Here is a 19,150-nt window from a genome sequence, read left to right on the forward strand (position 1 = left end):
AAGCGCTCGATCAACCGGCCAAAACCCGCGATCATGGCCGGTACGCGCCAGGGCTGGCGCGACTGCTGCAGCAGCGAGTGCGTGACGCCATGGCGTCGCAACAACGACTCGAAAGCACCGCCCGAAGAAGCGACCGCGACGTCGTGTCCGGCGCGTGCTTGCATGCACGCCAGATCGACCATCGCGTTGACGGTGCCGTTGCCGTTGCATTGCGCGTGCGTGGCCAGGTGAACGATTTTCATGACTAGGTCTGGTTCGAGGTTGAGCGGCGCCTGGGGCGCCCGGGCCCTTCTTTCTTCTTGCGGGTTACAGCGGGTTACGTCAGGTAACTGCTCTCTCGTTCAGTGCGAGTCGATAGCCTCGCGATACACCGTCGCGGTCTGCGCGGCGATCACCGGCAGATCGAAGTGCGAGCGCGCATACGCGCGGCACTCGGCGTCGCTGGGAAGCACCCGCTTGCCAAGCAACGCACCGGCGAGCCCTGCTCCCAGCGCCTGAAAACCGCCCGATTCCAGCACCAGCTCCTGACTCAGTGGAGCGACCGCTTCAGGCAAACCGCCCACGGGTGTCACGATCACCGGAGTGCCGCTTGCAAGCGACTCGATGGTGGTCAGGCCGAACCCTTCCAGCGCGGTTGTCGGTACGACCGACACATCAGCCGAGCGATACCAGAGCGGCAGCGCTTCGTCGGCGACAAACCCCGCGAGACGCACATGCTGCGACAAACCCCGGTAGTCGATACGCGCCTGCAACGCCGCCATCAGCGGCCCCTTGCCGGCGATGGTCAACAGCACGTCGGGCACTTGCTGGCGCACGACGAACATGGCGTCGATCAGGTCTTCGAGGCCCATGCGCGAGACGAGGCGGCGCACGCAGAAAAGCATCGGCCGGTCTTGCGGAAGTCCGAGCGCAGTCCGTGCGGTACGCCGGTCGATGTCGGAGTTGAAATGATCGACATCGACACAACCCGGGACGATGCGAATGGTGCGTTCGTTCACGCCGTACTGCTTGTGCAATACATCGGCAAAGGCCTGGGACAACACGATATGCAGATTGCCGCGCTGATACACGTGCCGTTCAACGGCGCGCCGTAGCGCCACATTCGCCTGACCGCGCGCGCCGTGCGCCGATTCATCGCCCCAGGGTCCGTGGAAATGGATCACCTTCGGTACACGCGAAAACTTGCCGAGCACGGGCGCTGCGTACAACGCGAAATGCGCGGCGACCACGTCGGGCATACGGGCGTTACGCAGTTCGACCGCGGCCCGCCGCAAGGCGATCACACGTTTAGCAAGAGGCGCATCGGGGGCAGCGAACGGCGTTACCACGCCATGTGTCGATGTCCGCACGTTTTCGCTTCCCGCGACCAGGCCTCGCACCGTAACGCCCTGAGCGGGCAGCGACTGGATCAGCGCGCTGACCATGCGGTCGAGGCCGCCCGGACGTTCATCGAACCAGTTCATGCCGATCTGCAGCGAGTCGATCGTCCGCGGTTTTGATGGCGGATTTAACGCGTCCTTCGAAGCTTTGCCCGAAGCCGGGTTCAACGGTTTGTTCGTACTGTTGGCCTTGGGCGCGCGGCCTGCGGCGGGAGTGGTCGTACTTGCAGGCGCAGTCATTGATTTGAGGGCGGTACTCATGTCTTCACCGATACGGTTTCTTGGCAAGCCCGCGCATTACGGCGAGCGGCCTTGCGTGTTTTCGCAATATCTTCAAAAAGCGCGAGATAGCGCGCTGCCATGGTCTGCCAGGACAACGTCGCGGCCAGCGCCTGAGCCGCCAGTCCCATTTCGCGGGCACGCATCGGGTCGGATGCGATCAATGAGATCGCTTCGGCGAGCGCAGTTTCATTGTCGGGATCGTCGAGCACGATGCCGCACTCCTCGGTGACCACCTCCGCGCCGCCGGTCGTGTGCACGGTAATCACCGGCAAGGCGGAAGCAAGCGCCTCGAGCAGCACAAGGCTCATGGCTTCGTAACGCGACGGGAACACAAATGCATCGGCGCAACGCATCAGCGTGGGCATATCACGGATCATCCCGACGAAGTGCACGCGATCCGCCACGCCAAGCGCAGCCGCCATTGCCGGATACGGACTGTTCTCCACGCCGCCGGCCACCGCGAGATGCACATTGGACGGACACGTAACGAGCGCACGCAGCACGGTGTCAAGGTTCTTGCGCGCGGTGCGCAGATCGCCGGCGAACAGCAGCATGAACGGGTCTTCGGGCAACTTGAAACGCTCGCGCTGCGATGTCTGCGACAAATCCGGCGAGAACTCGACGTTATCCACGCCGTTGTGAATCACGTGGATCTTGTCGCGCGACATGCCAAGCGATACCAGCTCCGAACTCACCTTCTCCGACACGGGCACCAGCACGCGTGCATGCCTGAACGCCCAGCGTTCGCACCACGCATTGAGTCGTGTGAACAACAGTTGATACGCGGCATACATACCGCCGCTCAGGCGAAACGGGTAATAGCCGCTTTCATACCAACCGGTGTGTACGAAGTGGATGGCGTTCACATCGGCATCTGTCCACGCGATAAAACCATTGACCTGCACCACGTCGAATTCATGACGGTGCGCGCGAATAAAAGCAGCGGCGCGCAACGCAAACGCCTGGTACTTCAGCAAGCGCGTGGGCACCCGGCTCGCCGGCACGCGAACCACCGTGATGCGTGGATGCCGGCTCAACGTTTCGTCGACCTTGGTGCTGAGCAGCGTGACCGAATGGCCCGCGGCAAGTGCCGCCTGGACGACCTCGTAATTGACGCGCCCTTGCCCGTCGTTGCGGCCGACGGTGTGGGTGACGATAAGTAGATTCATACGATCCTCGTTGAATACTGAATGTTCTGTCGGGCTGTCCGATACCTGGCTGGGCCGATCACAGACGGCGCTCATGTGCGCAACGTCAGCGTGGACGGCAGCGTGGACGGCAGCGCAATGTTCCGCTGCACCGCGGTCCCCGTGGTTGCACCACCCGGCATGACCGCAGCCTCCGCACGAACGGCGGCAGCGCGCGCCGGCTGTTGCATCTCGCGTGCATAACGCCAGCCGGTCACCGGCAACATCACGCCGATGAAAAAGAACATGCCGCCCGAACCGATCAGCGTATTGACGAACACCATCATGGCCAGCACGCCGAAGGCTGCGGCTGCACCGGCTACCGCAAAGCGGTCGTTCTTGCGGGCGAAGCTGGCAACGAAGGCGCGCAGGATCAGCATCAGCACCCCTGCCGCGTAGAGCAGCGTACCCGGCCATCCCAGCACGTACGGCACTTCCATCAAGCCACTGTCGAAGTCAACATTGTTCGACGATCCATCGCCCGAGAGCTTCGAGCCGAGACCGGTCATGCCAAGACCCTGCCCCGCAATATTGGTCGTCATCTCGGAGAGGAAGTGGTCGTAGATCTCAGTGCGAACCTGATAGCTGTAGTCGTTATCGAGCTGGGTCACCGTGGAGAAACGCGCCATCGCCTTGTCCGAGATTTCATCGATCATGGCGACCGGCGAACACAGCAGCACGATCACCGCAATACCGCCGACCAGGCGCAAGCGGCTACGGCCATCGAGCATGAGGAACAGGTACGCGAGTCCAATAGCGAGACCGCCGACCACGCTGCGCGACATCGTGCCGATCAACGCGGGCACGGCCAGGCCGCCGGCGAGGAAAGCAGTCTTGTTGCGCGCGGCAAGCGTCATCAGCAGGCAGGCCATCATTGCAATCGCGAAGGGGCCTGACGAATTCATCGTGCTGGAAACCCGCATGCCGAACGGCAACGGCACGCCCTCGGAGATCATGCCCGACTGCACCAGCCAGAACGCGTCCCAGGGCGGCGGACTGACGTACTGGTACACACCGTACGCCGCAATCACGAAGCCGCCGAACACGAAGGTCTTGAGCATCGTGCGGTGATACTCGGGGTATTGCCGCCACGTCACCAGGATGTGAAAGGCGATCAGCACCGGAAACAACCACGAGATCAGCGTATAGGAGGCCGCCGCAATCCCGGCGCCCACCATGCCGATCACATAGCCATAGAAGATGCCAAGCACGATCAGCGTGAGCGGGATCGCCCGCCGCTGCATCAGTACACGAAAATGGGTCAGCAGGTTCATGCCGCACAGCGCGGCCGCTATCACCGGTGCGAGCATGATGAGACTGCGGTCGCTGAAGGTGCCGTTGAAGTAGTCGGACAGGCGCCGTACTTCCGGTGTGAGGAAGAACAGCCACACGACGAACGAGAGATAGTGCGCAGGCGAACGTTTGTAGAGGATCGCGGCGACCAGGACCGCACCTGCCGGATAGAACAGTTCCAGCACGCGGCTCTGATGCAGCACGAGCAATAACCCCGTGAGCGCGGCAAACCCCAGCGGCGCAATCATCAACCGGCGCCGACGGCTCAATTCCGCGCGCTGCCTGGACTCCGCGGCATCGGCCGCGAGCTTCGCTGCGCGCGCTGCCTTTGCGGCCGGCGACGGTGCAGGCGCGGACGCCATCTTCTCGCGTTGCGCCATCCACGGCGTCTTCCACGTCCCGACGGCCCCGTCCGGCACTTTGTCACGCCCATTCGTTATCGAAACACTCGACATCGTTAAATCCTGTGAAGGAGAGGTCGGCGTGGTGTTCGTGCAATGCACGTCACTCGCGTCCTCTGTGTCATTTAGAAACGTCTAATGCCGACGTTAGGCCCCTGCAAATACGGTTTTCTTGTGCTTCCTTGTGCTCGTTCTGCTTCTTGCGCTGCTGTGTTCTGGACAACGTCAAACTTCTTCGACCGTATCGACGAAATCCGCTTCGCCGGCATGCTGGTTCATCCGGCCGTTATGACGGCTCTTGCGGATCAGCCCGATCAAGCGGACCCCGCGCTCGACAAACGGCCCCTCATCCTTGCGAAATCCGAATGCTTCGTAAAACCCGCGCAAGCCCACCGGCGCCAGCAAGCGCACTCCCCGCCCCGGCCAACGTTCGCCCGCTGCGGCAAGCACACGCGCAATCAGTGCTGCAGCGGTGCCGTCGCCGCGTCGTAGCGGGCTCGTGAGGATCTTGTCCACCATGACCACGCTCGCCTCTGCCGGCCCCGCGCTGCCCTCATGCAAGCGCGCATAGGCCATGACGGGCATCGGCCGCGAAATATCGTCGACTGCAAACACATGGAGCGACGTTTCATCGCGTCCGTCCGGGTCCAGATGCACATGGGACTGTTCGACAACGAACACAGCGCTTCGCGCCCGCAGGATCAGATACAGCTCCCTTGCGGTGATTTGCTCGAAGTCGAGTGCTTTCCAGTTCATGTGCCAGTCCTGCTCCAGATAAAGCCGGCAACACCGGCTTGTCGATGTTCATACCTTAAGTCGTAGACCACTTAACTTCCGTGCGGCATCGCACCGACGCAACCCCTTGCTAATCCGTTAAATACGGTCAACCGAACCGCAATCGGCGAATGACGAACTGCCGCGAGAAAAAGCCTGAAACAAAAGCCCGACACCCGCCCACACGGGACAAGGCTCCAGGCTTCAAAACAAACGTGCGCCAGGTTGCCGATTGCACGACCAGTCCGGTTCCGGTCACGCGACCAAGCCGATATCAAGCGGCTGCGGCCGGTCCCAGGTGAAACACCTTTAGTGACGCTTCTTTGGGGGGCTATTACATGAAATCCGCACTGCGCCGCATCCTTACCGAATCCGCCCGGCTCGACGTTCCCGCTGACTCGCTCGCCGATGACGCCGACCTCTACGCCGCCGGCTTGTCGTCGCTCGCGACGGTTCATCTGATGCTCGCCGTTGAAGACGAGTTCAATATCGAAATCCCCGACCGCATGCTGACGCGCCGCCTGTTTTCGTCGATCGACTCGCTCGCCGCCGCGGTGACCGAGCTGCAACTGGCGCAGGCCGCAGCATGAACGCCCCGACGGATGTCGCCGTCCTTGCAACAGTAAAGGCCGAAGAAGCCGCGGTCGTGGCAGCACAGATCGTGGAAGACGTCCGGCAAGCGTCGGCCGAGCCCGCGTGGCTGGCCGCCACCCGCCGTGTGGCGCAAGTCGCAGCACTTCATGCCACCGCAGTCGATCGCGACGCACGCTTCCCGGTGGAAGCCTTCGAGGCAATGCGCCGCGAACGGCTGCTGTCCGCAATGATCCCCGCAGCACTCGGCGGGGCGGGCCTGACGCTTGCCGAAGTAGCGCGCATTTGCGAAACGCTGGCGCGTGCGTGTTCATCGACTGCAATGGTCTATGCGATGCATCAGAGCCAGGTGGCGTGCATTGTCGATCAGGGCAACGCAGTTCCCTGGCAACGCGAGATGATCGCGCGCCTGGTGGACGAGCAATGGCTGCTCGCCTCGGCGACGTCGGAGGAAACCATCGGCGGCAACATGCGCACCAGCGCTTGTGCGGTCGAACTGGTCGACGGCGCGTTCAGGATCGAGAAGCTCGCACCGACCATCTCGTACGGCGAGCACGCGGACTGCATCCTGGTCACCGCGCGCCGCAATCCGGAGGCTAGCGCGTCGGACCAGGTGCTGATCGTGGCCCCGCGCGACTCGCTCGTGCTGGAAAAACGCGGCGGCTGGGACTCGCTCGGCATGCGCGGCACCTGCAGCGAAAGCTTCCGGCTCATCGCCGAGGGCCGCGCCGAGCAGATCCTGCCCGTGCCGTTCGCCCAGATCGCGGACCAGAGCATGTTGCCGGTTTCGCACACGCTCTGGGCATCGGTATGGATCGGCATTACCGCTGACGCCGTCAGCCGCGCGCACCAGTTCTTCCGTGCCCAGGCGCGCGGCAAACCGGGTGCATTGCCCCCTTCAGCGGGACGGCTCGCGGACGCAGTCGCTCAGTTACGCATGATGCAGGCGCGCCTCAAGGTCGCACTCGATGCCGCAACCGAAGCTTCTTCGGAACGCATTGCACGCGATGCACAGGAAGCCTGCGATTTCGATACGCCCCTTGGCGCATCGTTGAGCCTGGCATCCGACATGAACACGCTGAAGCTCAGCATCTCGTCGTCCGCGCTGCAGGTCGTGCAGGAGACGCTGATGATCTGCGGCATGGCGGGCTACAAAAACAACACTGACTACAGCGTCGGGCGTCATCTACGCGATCTTTTCTCAGCACCGCTGATGATCAGCAACGACCGCATCCAATTGAACACGGCGAACCTGCTGCTTGCGCAGCGCACGCCGGCTACGGGGAGAATCTAAGACATGAACACGGTAACGGAACACGCGGCCATCGCAGCCGCCGATGCGCAACAAGCATCCACCTATAACGCTTCGGACATCACGTTGCGGGATCGTTTGATTGAAGCGGGAATCCTGATCGACACGGGCGAAGACGGCTTGTATGGCCGCAGCCAGGTATTCGAGGACATCATCGACCGCCTCAACAACGCGATCACCTTGTTGGGCGCCGACCAGGAAGCTGAAGTGCTGCGCTTCCCGCCCGCCATGCGCCGTCACGACTTCGAGGACAGCGAATACCTGAAGAGCTTCCCCGATCTCGCCGGCACGATCCACTCGTTCCAGGGCAATGACCGGGGTCATCACCGGCTACTGGAAGCGCTCGAAAAAACTGTATCGGTAGGCGAAGAAGAACGCACCGATGAATGGATGGACCAGCAAAAGCCCACTCGCCTGGTCCTGACGCCAGCTGCTTGCTATCCGATCTACCCGACCATCGCCAAGCGCGGTGCGCTGGCCGAAGACGGTGCGACTGTCGACGTGTTTGCGTATTGTTTCCGCCATGAACCCTCCATTGATCCGGGCCGCATGCAGATGTTCCGGATGCGCGAATACGTGCGCCTCGGCAGTCCGCAGCAAGTCATGGATTTCCGGCAGAAGTGGATCGAGCGGGGTTCGCTGCTCGTGAACATGCTTGGCCTGCCGTTCGAAATCGATCTCGCCAACGACCCGTTCTTCGGCCGTGGCGGCAAGATCGTGGCCGACAGCCAGCGTGCCCAGCAACTGAAATTCGAACTGCTGATTCCGGTTGCAACGCCGGACCGGCCGACGGCCTGCCTGTCGTTCAACTATCACATGGAACACTTCGGCGAGATCTGGAAGATCGCCCAGGCGGACGGTGAACTGGCGCATACCGCGTGCGTGGGATTCGGCATGGAACGTACGACGCTTGCCCTCTTCCGTCATCATGGTCTCGACGTCAAAGCGTGGCCTGCAGACGTGCGTGAGTTCCTCTGGGGCGATACGCAGTCGCGTATCAGCGCCGGACTCGGGGCACTGTCATGACTGCCGTCCATAGCAGCGGCGCAACCAATTCCAGCCGCGAGCGCGCCCGGGTCGTGCAATTGCACCCGCCCCACATGGGCGTGCGCAAACACCAGTCGCACTCGCTGCATCAGGGCGAACGGGTCTGGGCGGAAACAAATTGCTACGTGGATTTGTGGATCGAGTTGCTGCACGGCTATGGACTTGATCCGCGCGCAGCGCTTGCCTTTACGGTGACGCAAGACTTCGAAGGCGACCAGTTCACGTTCTTCAAGTTTCCGCTGGAGGACCTCGACAAACTCTACGGTTTGCAGGTCCAGGAACTGGCCATCTACGATTCACTGGAAGACCGCGTGCGCACGCAGACTCAACGCGGCCATACGGTGCTGGCTGAAGTCGATGCGTTTTACTTGCCCGACACGCGCGCCACGTCATACCGGCAAGGTCACACGAAGACGACCATTGGCGTGGATTACATCGATCCGCGCTCGCGCCGGCTAGGTTATTTCCACAACACGGGTTATTTCGTGCTGGACGGCGAGGACTATGAAGGCGTGTTTCGGAGGCTGCCGGAACTCGATAGCCGTCCCGAGCTACTGTTTCCGTACGTGGAGTTCTGCAAGCGGGCCCGGGCGCCGCTGAGCGGCACGGCGCTGGCGGAAGCATCGGCGGATCTGCTGGTTCAGCACTTGCAGCGGCGACCGGCGCGCAATCCGATCACGCAATGGCGAGCGGCTTTTCCCGAGCATCTCGAGATGCTGTTCGAGCGCGGCCCGGAGCACTTCCACCTGTACACGTTCAACATGATGCGGCAACTGGGCTCGAACTTCGAGTTCCTGTCGCGGTACCTTGTCTGGATGCGCGAGCGTGGTTTCGCTATTCCCGACGAAATGCCGAGCGCCGCGCAACGCATCGCGACGGAGTCGATGGTGATGCAGTTCCGGCTGGTACGGGCCATTGCTCGCGGCCGCCGGGACCCGTGTCACGAGTGTTTCGATGTGCTGGAAGAGTCTTACGACAAAATCGTGGAACCGCTTGCCGCGCTGATCCGCTAGCAGATAATTACTCATTGCCGGCCCCCGCCCTGACGTCCGCCCTTTTTTGGGCGGACTTAAAGTTTTGCCCGGGCCAGCCGAAAACAAGCTAGCAACGACGCGTCCCGGCCGGCGCGCCGGCTACACACTATAAGAGTGGGTCGCCTCGACGCCACGACACAATGCCATTCGAGGAAACCGCCATGAGCGACCCATCGCCCGGCGCCAGTGCTTTGCCGTCCGCTTTTTTTCCCCGCCTGCTGTCCGAAGGCTGGGAGTGCCTCACCACGCATGCCGGCGCATGCACCACGCCCGCCGCGTTGAGCGCTGAAGGATGGCTCGCCGCGCCCGTGCCGGGCACGGTTGCATCGGCGTGGCGTGAGGCCGGCAAACTCGATCTGGAGAGTCCGCCGGCATTCGCTTTTGATGACCACTGGTATCGACTGGTCCTATGCGAAAAAGGGCTGCGCCGTTTGCGCATGCACGGACTTGCAACACTTTCGGAAGTCTGGCTCGATAATACAAAACTGCTCGATTCCGATTCGATGTTCGTCGCGCACGATCTCGACCTGCATCTGGATGGACACGCCACGCTGTATCTCTGCTTCCGTTCGCTGAGCGCCGCGCTTGGCGCCAAACGGTCCCGCGCGCGCTGGCGGCCGAGGCTTGCTCAACCGGCCACGCTGCGCAACGTACGCACGACCCTGCTTGGCCACATGCCCGGCTGGTGCCCGCCAATACAAGCCGTGGGGCCATGGCGGCCAGTGGAATTGCTCGGTGAATCGGCCACGTCGATTGATCGCGTGGATCTGCATTCAAGCCTCGATGGCAACGACGGCCTGATTCACCTCACGCTCAGGTTTGTCCATCCACAACGCGAACAGACCGCACGACTTGTTTGCAACGATGCATCGGTAACGCTGCAATGGAGCGATACGCAAACGCTTGGCGGTACGTTGCGCGTTCCTGATGCGCCGCGCTGGTGGCCGCATACGCATGGTGACCCGGCCTTGCATCGCGTCGCGCTCGAGTTTGCTAACAATGAAGTGATCGAGCTTGGACGCATCGGCTTCAGGGAACTGCGCGTAGACCGCGGCCCATTGGGCGATGGCTTTCAGCTAGTGGTCAACGGCGTCCCTGTTTTTGCGCGCGGCGCATGCTGGACGCACGCGGATCTCGTGTCCCTCAGCGGCTCGCGTGAGCAGGCGCAAACGTTTTTCCAGCTCGCTCGTGACGCCGGCATGAACCTCTTGCGCGTGGGCGGCACGATGCTCTACGAGTCTGATGCGTTCTATGGATTGGCGGATGAATACGGGCTTTTGATCTGGCAAGATTTTGCATTTGCGAATTTCGACTATCCGACGGATGCGGCCTTTACGGCCAGTGTCCAGCGCGAAACCGAACAATTCCTGTCGCGTACACGACGCTTCGTGTCGCTTGGCGTTCTATGCGGCGGTAGTGAAGCCGACCAGCAGGGAGCCATGCTTGGCCTGCCGCCCGAACTGCGCGCGCAAACGTTATTTACTCAGCAATTGCCATCGATTGTGGCTGCTTTGCGGCCCGATGTGCCTTACGTGATGAACTCGCCGAGCGTGCCCACGAGTGAAGCCGGCGCCACTGCGTGGCCGTTCGCCACGCGCGCGGGCGTCACGCATTACTACGGCGTCGGCGCTTACCAGCGGCCGCTCGAAGACGCCCGTCGTGCGAACGTGCGGTTCGCCAGCGAATGCCTGGCTTTCGCCAACGTCCCCGACGATGTCGCGCTCAACGCCGTGCCGCTCGCATCGAAACCGCACGAGCCGCGCTGGAAAGCCGCCGTGCCGCGAGACCCCGGCGCGGGCTGGGACTTCGACGACGTGCGCGAGCACTACCTGCGCACGCTCTACGAAGTCGATCCCGCTCGTCTTCGATACGAAGACCCCGAGCGCTATCTCGACCTGTCGCGCGCGGTCGTGGCCGAGGTCATGACCGAAGTCTTCTCGGAATGGCGCCGCCATGGTTCGTCGTGCGCCGGCGGGATTGTCTGGCAGTTGCAGGACCTCCGGCCCGGCGCGGGCTGGGGTGTAATCGATGCTCTGGGAGCGCCCAAAAGCGCCTGGCACGGCCTCGCGCAGGTGTTGCGTCCAGTAGCAGCCCTCATCACCGACGAAGGCCTTGACGGCCTCGATGTGCATTTGATCAATGAAACCGCCGTGGACATCCACGCTCATCTCGAACTCGCGTGCCTTCGTGACGGCACGACGAAGGTAGCCAGCGCGTCGAGAGATGTGACGCTTGCGGCACGCAGCACGGCACGTATCCAGGCCTCCGACCTGCTCGGCCAGTTCTTCGATTTCACCTACGCGTACCGGTTCGGTCCGCGCGCCCACGATGCCACCGTGATTACCTTGCGAGACAAGGTTAGCGGCGCCGTATTGTCCGAAGCATTCCACTTCCCCGAGCGCGCCTGCACGCAGCGCCACGAACTCGGACTTGAGGTTCGCGTGGAGCTAACCAGCAACGAGAACTGGGAACTGATAGTAAGCGCCAAACGTTTGGCGCGATGGGTTCATGTTGTCGATCCGCACTATCGCGCGGCGCTCGACTGGTTCCATCTTGCACCTGGCCGCGAACGCCGTATCCCGTTGGTTGGTCGCCAACGCAACACTTCTCATCCGCCAGAAGGCGAGGTTCGTGCACTCAACGCAACGTTTTCAATTCAGTACCAGCGTAATTAGAAAGCCATGCTGAGCAAGGCAGCATGTGTTCCATCAAGCCGTATAGGGCTGTCAAGCGGTGCTGCGAAGCAAATGCGTTCGTTAGCGCACCAAGTCGATGGAACAGTTCTGAATCAATTTTAAAACAGCCGACGAATGGTGCACTGACCCCTCAACGCGCAAGCGCCCGAGGGCGCTTTGCACGTCCGGAAAAAACTCGGACGAGCCACCAGCAAGGCATTGCGCAGACAAAAAGGTGCGCTGCATCAATCGCACCAATAGCGCCTGTCTTCTGACGCCATGTTCAAGAGTGAAACAAAAATATCCATCTGCGGATTCGCGCTCACTTCTGCTTGATGCACGACCCCATGATGGCATTGAGAAAGCGCATTGCTGGCACGGTCCTCGCTAAATGAGTCTCGCAGCACCGGCACCGTCAAAAACGAATTTAACTAAAGGACGATGCCGGGCTGCTTACGGGGCTGGTCGCGACACGTTTCGATGGATGCCGTCAGATGCATCCACGAAACGAATCGCTGACCGGTAAATAACAAGTAAGGCGCAATGCGCAAAGTTACGAGAGAAGAACATCATGCTGACCCTTCAGTCCGACCTGCACGGCAATCATCTGTTGGGTGCGCTTCCCGCGCACGAATGGCAAGCTCTTACACCTCACCTTGAACTGGTTCAGCTTCGCACCGATCAATTGCTGTGCGATTCGGGACAACGCATTCATCACGTTTATTTCCCCACCACCGCCATCATCTCCCTGCTGCATACGATGGAAGACGGCGGTTCGGTAGAGATCGCAGCAGTCGGCCGCGAAGGCATGACGGGCGTACCGGTACTGACTGGCGGCGAAACCATGCCGACGCGTGTCCAGGTGCAATGCCCGGGCTTCGCTTATCGCATGAGCGCATCCGCACTGCGTGAACAATTTGGCCGCTCTGACTTCCTGCGCCGCCTGATGCTGCTGTACATGCAAGCCCTCCTCACGCAAGTTGCGCAAACGGCAGCATGCAATCGCCACCACTCGCTCAACAAGCAACTGTGCCGCTGGCTTCTCATCGAAATCGATCGCACCACGTCGAACCAGTTGCAAGTCACGCAACAGTTGATCGCTGACATGCTGGGCGTGCGTCGTGAAGGCGTGACAGAAGCCGCAGGCAAGCTCCATGACGCCGGCCTGATCCATCACAGTCGTGGCTGCATCAAGGTCCTGGATCGTGAAGGTCTCGAGTCGCGTGCATGCGAATGCTACGGCATCGTCAAGCGCGAATTCGACCGGCTGTTGCCGCGTCTGCATCAGGCTGAAGCGGTTCACTGAACACGGGACATGGTGCAGGAGTGAAGAAGCCAGGCCATGGCCTCAAGTGTTCGGCGCTTGTGTCTCGGTGCGCCCCTTGGACGCTATTGGCGAATCGGCCTCGTTGTTCGGTGTGTCTGGATCAATTGGATGGACCTCAGGGTCAGCGGAATTTCCCGTGTCGCAGAAGCTCGCGAAACGGACTCCACTGCTTTTTGTTCATCGGCATTCCGGCCGGCCGCGTGCTCACCCCTTCCTGCAATCATGATCGTGCGCCTGATTCATGCGTTGGCGCCGATGACCTGCTTCAGACAACCCAGCTTATTGCGTTCGACTTTGCATCGACCCGTACTGGCACGCTCGAATTCGTTGAAGACGCTTTCATCATTTCTTCTCGCGAGTCGCGCATGCTGAATTACCAATTATCTGGAAAGCATTTGAACCGAAGAGCTGCGCGCCTGGTTGATCTCGCGACGCGCCACGATAAAACCACTGCTTCACTTGATAAGCACGATGTTCAGAAGTCCTGTACCCAGCCTCATGCCGAAAGTATTTGTGTGAAGTAAGAGCCGGACGTGCGCAAGCGCACTTACCGACCCTGCCGGAAACGCCACTATGTCATATCGAACAGCCAGATGCGCGCCTCAGCCTTGACCTTCACGGCAGGCAAGTGCGAGCAGCACGGTCGATATAAGCAGTAAAGAAATGAAGCAAGGCTGTAGAGCAACCTAGTCAATACAGATTTTTTTCGGAGGTACGTGGTTCTCCTGCCGCGCGCCTTTCAACCTGTGGTTCTTCCTGTGTGAACACCCGCCCGACAGTCAGGCGGGGAGCGTTAGCTGTTGTCTCGAGTGGTTGCCGCGTTGGGTGGACCGGGGAAGAAACCCAATCGCGAGTAATACCGGGACCGGAGCTGCAAAGGCGCTCATGTCATGCACGGGAAGCGCCCTTTACGCGCACTGCGCGGTGACGGGCAGGAGACTTTGCGCCGAGGAGATTCGGCGTATCCGTAACGCGAGGACCACTAATATGAACATCAAACTACTCGTATCACTGCTGGCTGGCGCAACCTTCACAGCATCGCTTACCGGTTGCGCGATTGCGCCCGGACCTTATCTCGATACCGACCGGCTCGAGCAGACACCGTCGCCGGAAAGCGTCGCCCAGGCAAACGTGAAGTATCACGTTCAACCTATCGACGTCACGTACTTCGAGACCCATCCGCGCATGAGCGATTCAACGCTTGCGAGCGTATGTCCGCTGACCTGTCTCACCAAGGACACGCGCAAGCTGTATGCGTATCACATTGGCGTGAACGACCAGATCAGCGTCACGGTATGGGATCACCCCGAGTTCAGTTCAGCGGGGATCTCGGCAAACACGGGTGCGGCAGGCGTACCGCCACTGCCCTCGGTGACAGCGGGCGGCGCGGCAGCGAGCGGCGGCGCGCCCGTCGGCGCAGCGGGCGGTTCAAGCGGCACGAGCGGCCCCGAAGCCGGTGGCGTGACCGTGCGCGTGGCTAACGACGGCAGCATTTTCTTTCCGCGCGTAGGCCGTGTGCAAGCGGTTGGCAAGACCGCGCAAGAGCTGCAGGTCAACTTGACTAAAAGTCTTTCGAAGACCATTCGCAATCCGCAGCTCGACGTGCGCGTCACCGGTTTTTATAGCAAGCAGGTCCAGGTCACCGGTGACCTGAAGCAGCCTTCGTCGCAACCGATCACCGATGTGCCGTTGTCGGTCATCGACGCCATCAACCGCTCAGGCGGAGCGAATCCCGATGCTGACCTGCAGAATGTTGGCATCACGCGCGACGGTCATCGTTACGCAGTTGATGTAGCCGCCCTGCTCGATCGCGGCGATATCCAGCAGAACGTGTTGCTGCAGGATGACGACATCATCGACGTACCGGATCGCACCAAGAGCCGTGTGTTCGTGCTTGGCGAACTGGCGAAGCCGCAGACCGTGCCGATGAATCGTGGCCATCTGACACTCGCCGATGCGCTGGCCAATGCAAACAGCATTGACCCGCACTCTGCCGATCCACGCATGATCTATGTGATCCGCGGCTCGGACCAGCAGTTCGCGAAGGGCGGCATGATCAAGACGTCAGCCATTACCGCAGCCGATGGAAGCATCGCGACAGCGGCACGGCCGCTCGATCTCAGCGTGTACAAACTGGACATGACGCAGGTGGACGCGTTGATGCTGATGACGCAATTCGACTTGCATCCGCGTGATGTGGTCTACGTGCAGGTTGCCAGCGCCGCTCGTTTCAACCGCGTGCTCGAGCAGATCTCGCCGACCATCCAGACCTTGTTCTACACCATACAAACCACCCGCTAACACGAGTGTCACCTGTTAAGCCTGGAGTGCGACATGAGTACTTATGAAATGCTGGAACATTCGCCTGCACCGGCCAAGGACGAAGAGTTCGTCCTTCGTGATCTGGTGCGGATGATTGTGGACCAGATCTGGTGGGTGCTGGGCATTGCGTTCAGTATCCTGCTGGCCGCCGTCCTGTACGCCAAGATGTCAACGCCCGTCTACTCGGCAGATGCGCTGGTGCAGGTGGAAACACCTAACCCCAACGCACCTAACAGCGCCCAGGCTTCGCTTGCCGCAGCGCTGATGCCGACTGCCGGTTCGCTGCATGCTGACGCCGAAATCGAGATCATCAAGAGCCGTGCGGTGATCGACCCGGTCGTCGAGCAATTCAAGCTGAACTTCGGCACGTCCTCGAATGTCATGCCGGTGATTGGCCGGGTGACGTCCTTGTTCGCGCATAGGGGCCATCCCCTTCCCTCCCTGTTCGGTTTCGATTCATACGCCTGGGGCGGTGAAGAGTTCAAGGTCGACTCAGTAGATGTGCCAACCATCTTGCAAGATCAGCGTCTTACGTTGCGTGCGCTTGGCGAGGGCCGTTTCGAGCTGGTCGATGCAGAGAATCACGAGCTGCTTAAAGGCGAAGCCGGTACCCTGGCGACGGGCGGCGGCGTCACGCTGATGGTGAGCCAGCTGGTTGCACGTCCTGGTACCGAATTTTTTGTCACGCGTGCTTCGCAGCTCGAAGCCGTGCAGGCTTTTGGCGCTGGCCTGCAGGTCGGAGAGAAAGGCAAGGACACGGGCATTGTGCAGATTTCGTATAGCGGCCCACAGCCGATCTTCATTACGGAAGTGGCCAATGCTGTGGCCGCCTCTTATCTGAAGCAGCGTACAGAACGTGCGCAGGAAGAAGCGAACCGCATGCTGACCTTCCTGAACAACGAACTGCCGCGAGTACGCAACGAGTTGCGCGCCAGCGAAACTGCGTTAGCGCAATATCAGACCGCTGCCGGATCATTCCAGCCTACGCAGGAAGCGCAGACGTATCTGTCCGGTGGACTTGACTATGAACGCCAGATCGCCGCGTTGCGGATGCAGCGTGTGCAACTACTGCAGCGCTTTACCGATGGAGCTGACGAAGTCCATGCTATTGATGCGCAACTCGCCGCGCTCAATGTAGAGAAGTCGCGCTTCGAGAACCAGTTCAAGACGTTGCCGGGATCGGAGCGTCAGGCTGTTTCGCTGCAACGTGAAGCGAAGGTGAACTCCGAAATCTATGTTGCACTGCTGAACAAGACTCAGGAACTCTCGATCAGCCGTGCGGGGACAGTGGGCAATGTGCATATCATCGATATGGCGCTTGTTCCCTCGCAGCCCGTCAAGCCCAAGGCCGCGTTGATCATTGCCGCGGGTGGTTTGCTTGGGGTGATCGCGGGTGTGGTGTTCGCCTTTGTACGACGTGGATTTTTTGCGGGTGTGGACGATCCGGACCTGGTTGAACGCCGCTTTAACCTGCCGATCTTTGGTGCCATTCCGTTCAGTGCCGAGCAAGCCCGGATTGATCGTGTACGGCTTGATCGTCCGATTGCGTTGCCCGCTGCGAAAGGAACGACAAGTGGCGTCAAGCGGTTGGGTACGCAAACGGTCGGCGATGGATTCGGTCCGACGCTGGGTCTGTCTGCGAAGACGCCCGTGGCAATGGCGCTTCAGAACGCGACTGTTTTGCCCGCTTCACGCAGTGCCACGCAGCCTTTGCTTTCGACAACGCATCCGTTCGATACGTCGATTGAAGGACTTCGCGGACTTCGGGCCACGTTGCAATTTGCGCTTGTCGATGCGCCTAACCGGGTGATTGCCATTACGAGTCCGGCGCCGTCTGATGGCAAGAGTTTCTTGTCTGCCAATCTTGCTGCGTTGTTGGCTGAGTCGGGCAAGCGAGTGCTGCTTATCGACGCGGATTTGCGTCGTGGGCGGCTGGCGCAATATCTCGGACGGTCTTCGCAAGGCGGTCTTACCGAGTTGCTCACCGGGCAGCTAGACTTCGAGATGGCTGCTCGTGAGACGGGCGTGCACGGGTTGCACTTCATTGGTTCGGGCGCTCACCCGCCTAACCCGTCGGAGATTCTGACATCGGCACGGTTTGCTTCGTTGTTGCAGGCGTTCGAGAAGCAGTTTGACCTGGTCATTGTTGATACGCCGCCGTTGCTTGCGGTGCCGGATGCAGCTGTTATTGCGAGTTTGGCCGGGTCTACGGTGCTGGTCATGCGTTCGGGTGCTCACTCGGAAAAGAACATTGCGGACTCGCTGAAGAAGCTCAAGCGGGCTCATGCCAGGGTTGTGGGTGGAGTGTTGAATGCCATGCCGGCCAAGAGCGGTGGACGTAAGGGCACTTATGATTATGCTTACGCTTATACGTATTCCAGCGATCCGCTTGTTGCCGACGTCAAGCATTGAAGGTTGTTCGGGGGAGATGGTCTGGTTCTGTGAGATGAGATAGCCAGTAAGGCTGCCAAGTGTTTTGAGTTTTGACGCCCGCGCAAGCGGGCGTTTTCAGTTGGTTTTTCGCTCGCGCCGGCGGACGGGTTTGGGGTGCTGGCGGGTTGCGGCGTAGTGGTCGGGGTTTAGGCCGGTTGCCAGGTTATAGCGGTAGCGGTCGGGGTCAATGCCGGGTTGCCAGGTTCTAGCGTTAGCGGTCGGAGTCAATGCCGGGTTGCTGCTTTCTGGCGTAGTGGTCTGCCTGAGTCGGATTTTCTCTTTATCACCATTAGCCACTGTGCGTGGCGGCACGTCATTTCCTGGTCCTTAGCGACAAAGAAACGAAGCAAAGAAAACGCTTTCAACCACGCTACCCTAAGTGTCCACAGCGTGCAGTTCCCATTCATAGGTGCCCCAAAAGCATGGTGCTCGCCGGAGCCACGGATGTGTGAACCCCTCTTTCTCGCGAATCCTGACATGAACACGCTTCGCCCCGTACGCTCTCGGGCAAGCACGAGCGCTCAAGAACCAGCATGGCCTCACGCGCATTTGATGCTTCATTTCCTAATGAGTCGGTCACGCCCCGACCTGCACCCAATTTCAGGCGTAAGCCTCCAGGATTTTAATTAGACATCCTACTTTTTAAGGACGCGCGAAGTTTATGCGATCAACTCTGGTCTGCCGGGAAATGGGAAATGGGAAATTCTAGGTGTGCAGGGGATGTACGAGACGCGGGGAGATAAACTGCCCGGGGTGATGGCTATGCGATTTGATTTCGTGGGGGGTTGTCCGCGGATAGCGCGGGGTGAACCTTGGGCAGGTTCAGTCACTGGTGGCGAAGCGTGTGGGTATCCGTGTTCGGAGAAAGAGGGGTCACACATCCGTTGCTCTGGCGAGCACCGTGCTTTTGGGGCACCCATGAATAGAAACTGCTCGCTGTGGACACTTAGGGTAGCGTGTTTTAAAAGCGCTTTCTTTGCTTCGTTTCTTTGTCGATAAGGACCAGGAAATGACGCGCTGCCACGCGCAGTGGCTAATAGTGATAAAGAGGATATCCGAATCAAGCAGGCCGCTAAGGCCGAAAGCAGCAACC

General features: G+C 60.4%; 14 protein-coding genes and 1 pseudogene. 9 read left to right on the forward strand and 6 right to left on the reverse strand.

The annotated features are described in order from the left end of the window. From JWR14_RS08905 to JWR14_RS08925, 5 genes and pseudogenes are all read right to left on the reverse strand, one after another. Positions 1–242 (reverse strand): annotated as a pseudogene (locus JWR14_RS08905) (glycosyltransferase); the annotation flags it as partial. 99 nt (positions 243–341) lie between these two features. Then, complete coding sequence (locus tag JWR14_RS08910; protein WP_299704702.1) at positions 342–1,463, reverse strand: glycosyltransferase family 4 protein; 1,122 nt, start codon at positions 1,461–1,463, stop codon at positions 342–344. A 173-nt stretch (positions 1,464–1,636) separates the two neighbouring features. Further along, on the reverse strand, positions 1,637–2,830 hold the full coding sequence (locus JWR14_RS08915) for a glycosyltransferase family 4 protein (RefSeq protein ID WP_299704665.1): 1,194 nt from the start codon (positions 2,828–2,830) through the stop codon (positions 1,637–1,639). A 71-nt stretch (positions 2,831–2,901) separates the two neighbouring features. Next, complete coding sequence (locus tag JWR14_RS08920; protein ID WP_299704668.1) at positions 2,902–4,596, reverse strand: O-antigen ligase family protein; 1,695 nt, start codon at positions 4,594–4,596, stop codon at positions 2,902–2,904. Between the two features lie 171 nt (positions 4,597–4,767). Next, positions 4,768–5,298 (reverse strand): GNAT family N-acetyltransferase, encoded by a 531-nt coding sequence (locus JWR14_RS08925; RefSeq protein ID WP_299704670.1) that lies wholly within the window; start codon positions 5,296–5,298, stop codon positions 4,768–4,770. Positions 5,299–5,654: 356 nt separating this feature from the next. On the opposite strand from JWR14_RS08925, the gene JWR14_RS08930 reads away from it, so the two are divergent. The 9 genes from JWR14_RS08930 (at position 5,655) to JWR14_RS08970 (ending at position 18,036) form a co-directional block, all read left to right on the forward strand. Further along, the gene (locus JWR14_RS08930) at positions 5,655–5,906 is read left to right on the forward strand and encodes an acyl carrier protein (protein ID WP_299704673.1); all 252 of its coding nucleotides are present in this window, start codon (positions 5,655–5,657) and stop codon (positions 5,904–5,906) included. Then, positions 5,903–7,201 carry an acyl-CoA dehydrogenase family protein gene (locus JWR14_RS08935; protein ID WP_299704676.1) on the forward strand — a complete coding sequence of 433 codons (1,299 nt, stop codon included), beginning with the start codon at positions 5,903–5,905 and terminating at the stop codon, positions 7,199–7,201. Before JWR14_RS08930 ends, JWR14_RS08935 begins: the two co-directional genes overlap by 4 nt. Before the next feature lie 3 nt (positions 7,202–7,204). Then, on the forward strand, positions 7,205–8,245 hold the full coding sequence (locus JWR14_RS08940) for an amino acid--[acyl-carrier-protein] ligase (RefSeq protein ID WP_299704679.1): 1,041 nt from the start codon (positions 7,205–7,207) through the stop codon (positions 8,243–8,245). Between the two features lie 74 nt (positions 8,246–8,319). Further along, positions 8,320–9,279: a DUF1839 family protein gene (locus tag JWR14_RS08945; RefSeq protein ID WP_299704705.1), complete on the forward strand. Its 960-nt coding sequence runs from the start codon at positions 8,320–8,322 to the stop codon at positions 9,277–9,279. A gap of 182 nt (positions 9,280–9,461) precedes the next feature. After that, on the forward strand, positions 9,462–11,975 hold the full coding sequence (locus JWR14_RS08950; protein WP_299704682.1) for a glycoside hydrolase family 2 protein: 2,514 nt from the start codon (positions 9,462–9,464) through the stop codon (positions 11,973–11,975). A gap of 571 nt (positions 11,976–12,546) precedes the next feature. After that, positions 12,547–13,281 (forward strand): Crp/Fnr family transcriptional regulator, encoded by a 735-nt coding sequence (locus tag JWR14_RS08955; RefSeq protein WP_062084044.1) that lies wholly within the window; start codon positions 12,547–12,549, stop codon positions 13,279–13,281. A gap of 194 nt (positions 13,282–13,475) precedes the next feature. Next, entirely contained in the window at positions 13,476–13,826 is a 351-nt protein-coding gene (locus JWR14_RS08960; protein WP_299704690.1) for a hypothetical protein, read from the forward strand. Positions 13,827–14,289: 463 nt separating this feature from the next. Next, on the forward strand, positions 14,290–15,603 hold the full coding sequence (locus JWR14_RS08965; RefSeq protein WP_299704693.1) for a polysaccharide biosynthesis/export family protein: 1,314 nt from the start codon (positions 14,290–14,292) through the stop codon (positions 15,601–15,603). Positions 15,604–15,636: 33 nt separating this feature from the next. Next, positions 15,637–18,036, forward strand: a complete 2,400-nt coding sequence (locus JWR14_RS08970) for a polysaccharide biosynthesis tyrosine autokinase (RefSeq protein ID WP_299704696.1) — start codon at positions 15,637–15,639, stop codon at positions 18,034–18,036. Positions 18,037–18,930: 894 nt separating this feature from the next. On the opposite strand, the gene JWR14_RS08975 is transcribed toward JWR14_RS08970, so the two are convergent. Further along, a partial coding sequence (locus tag JWR14_RS08975) for a hypothetical protein (RefSeq protein WP_299704699.1) occupies positions 18,931–19,150 on the reverse strand: 220 nt, incomplete at its 5' end.

The organism is Caballeronia sp. (assembly GCF_028292365.1).
Taxonomy (GTDB): domain Bacteria; phylum Pseudomonadota; class Gammaproteobacteria; order Burkholderiales; family Burkholderiaceae; genus Caballeronia.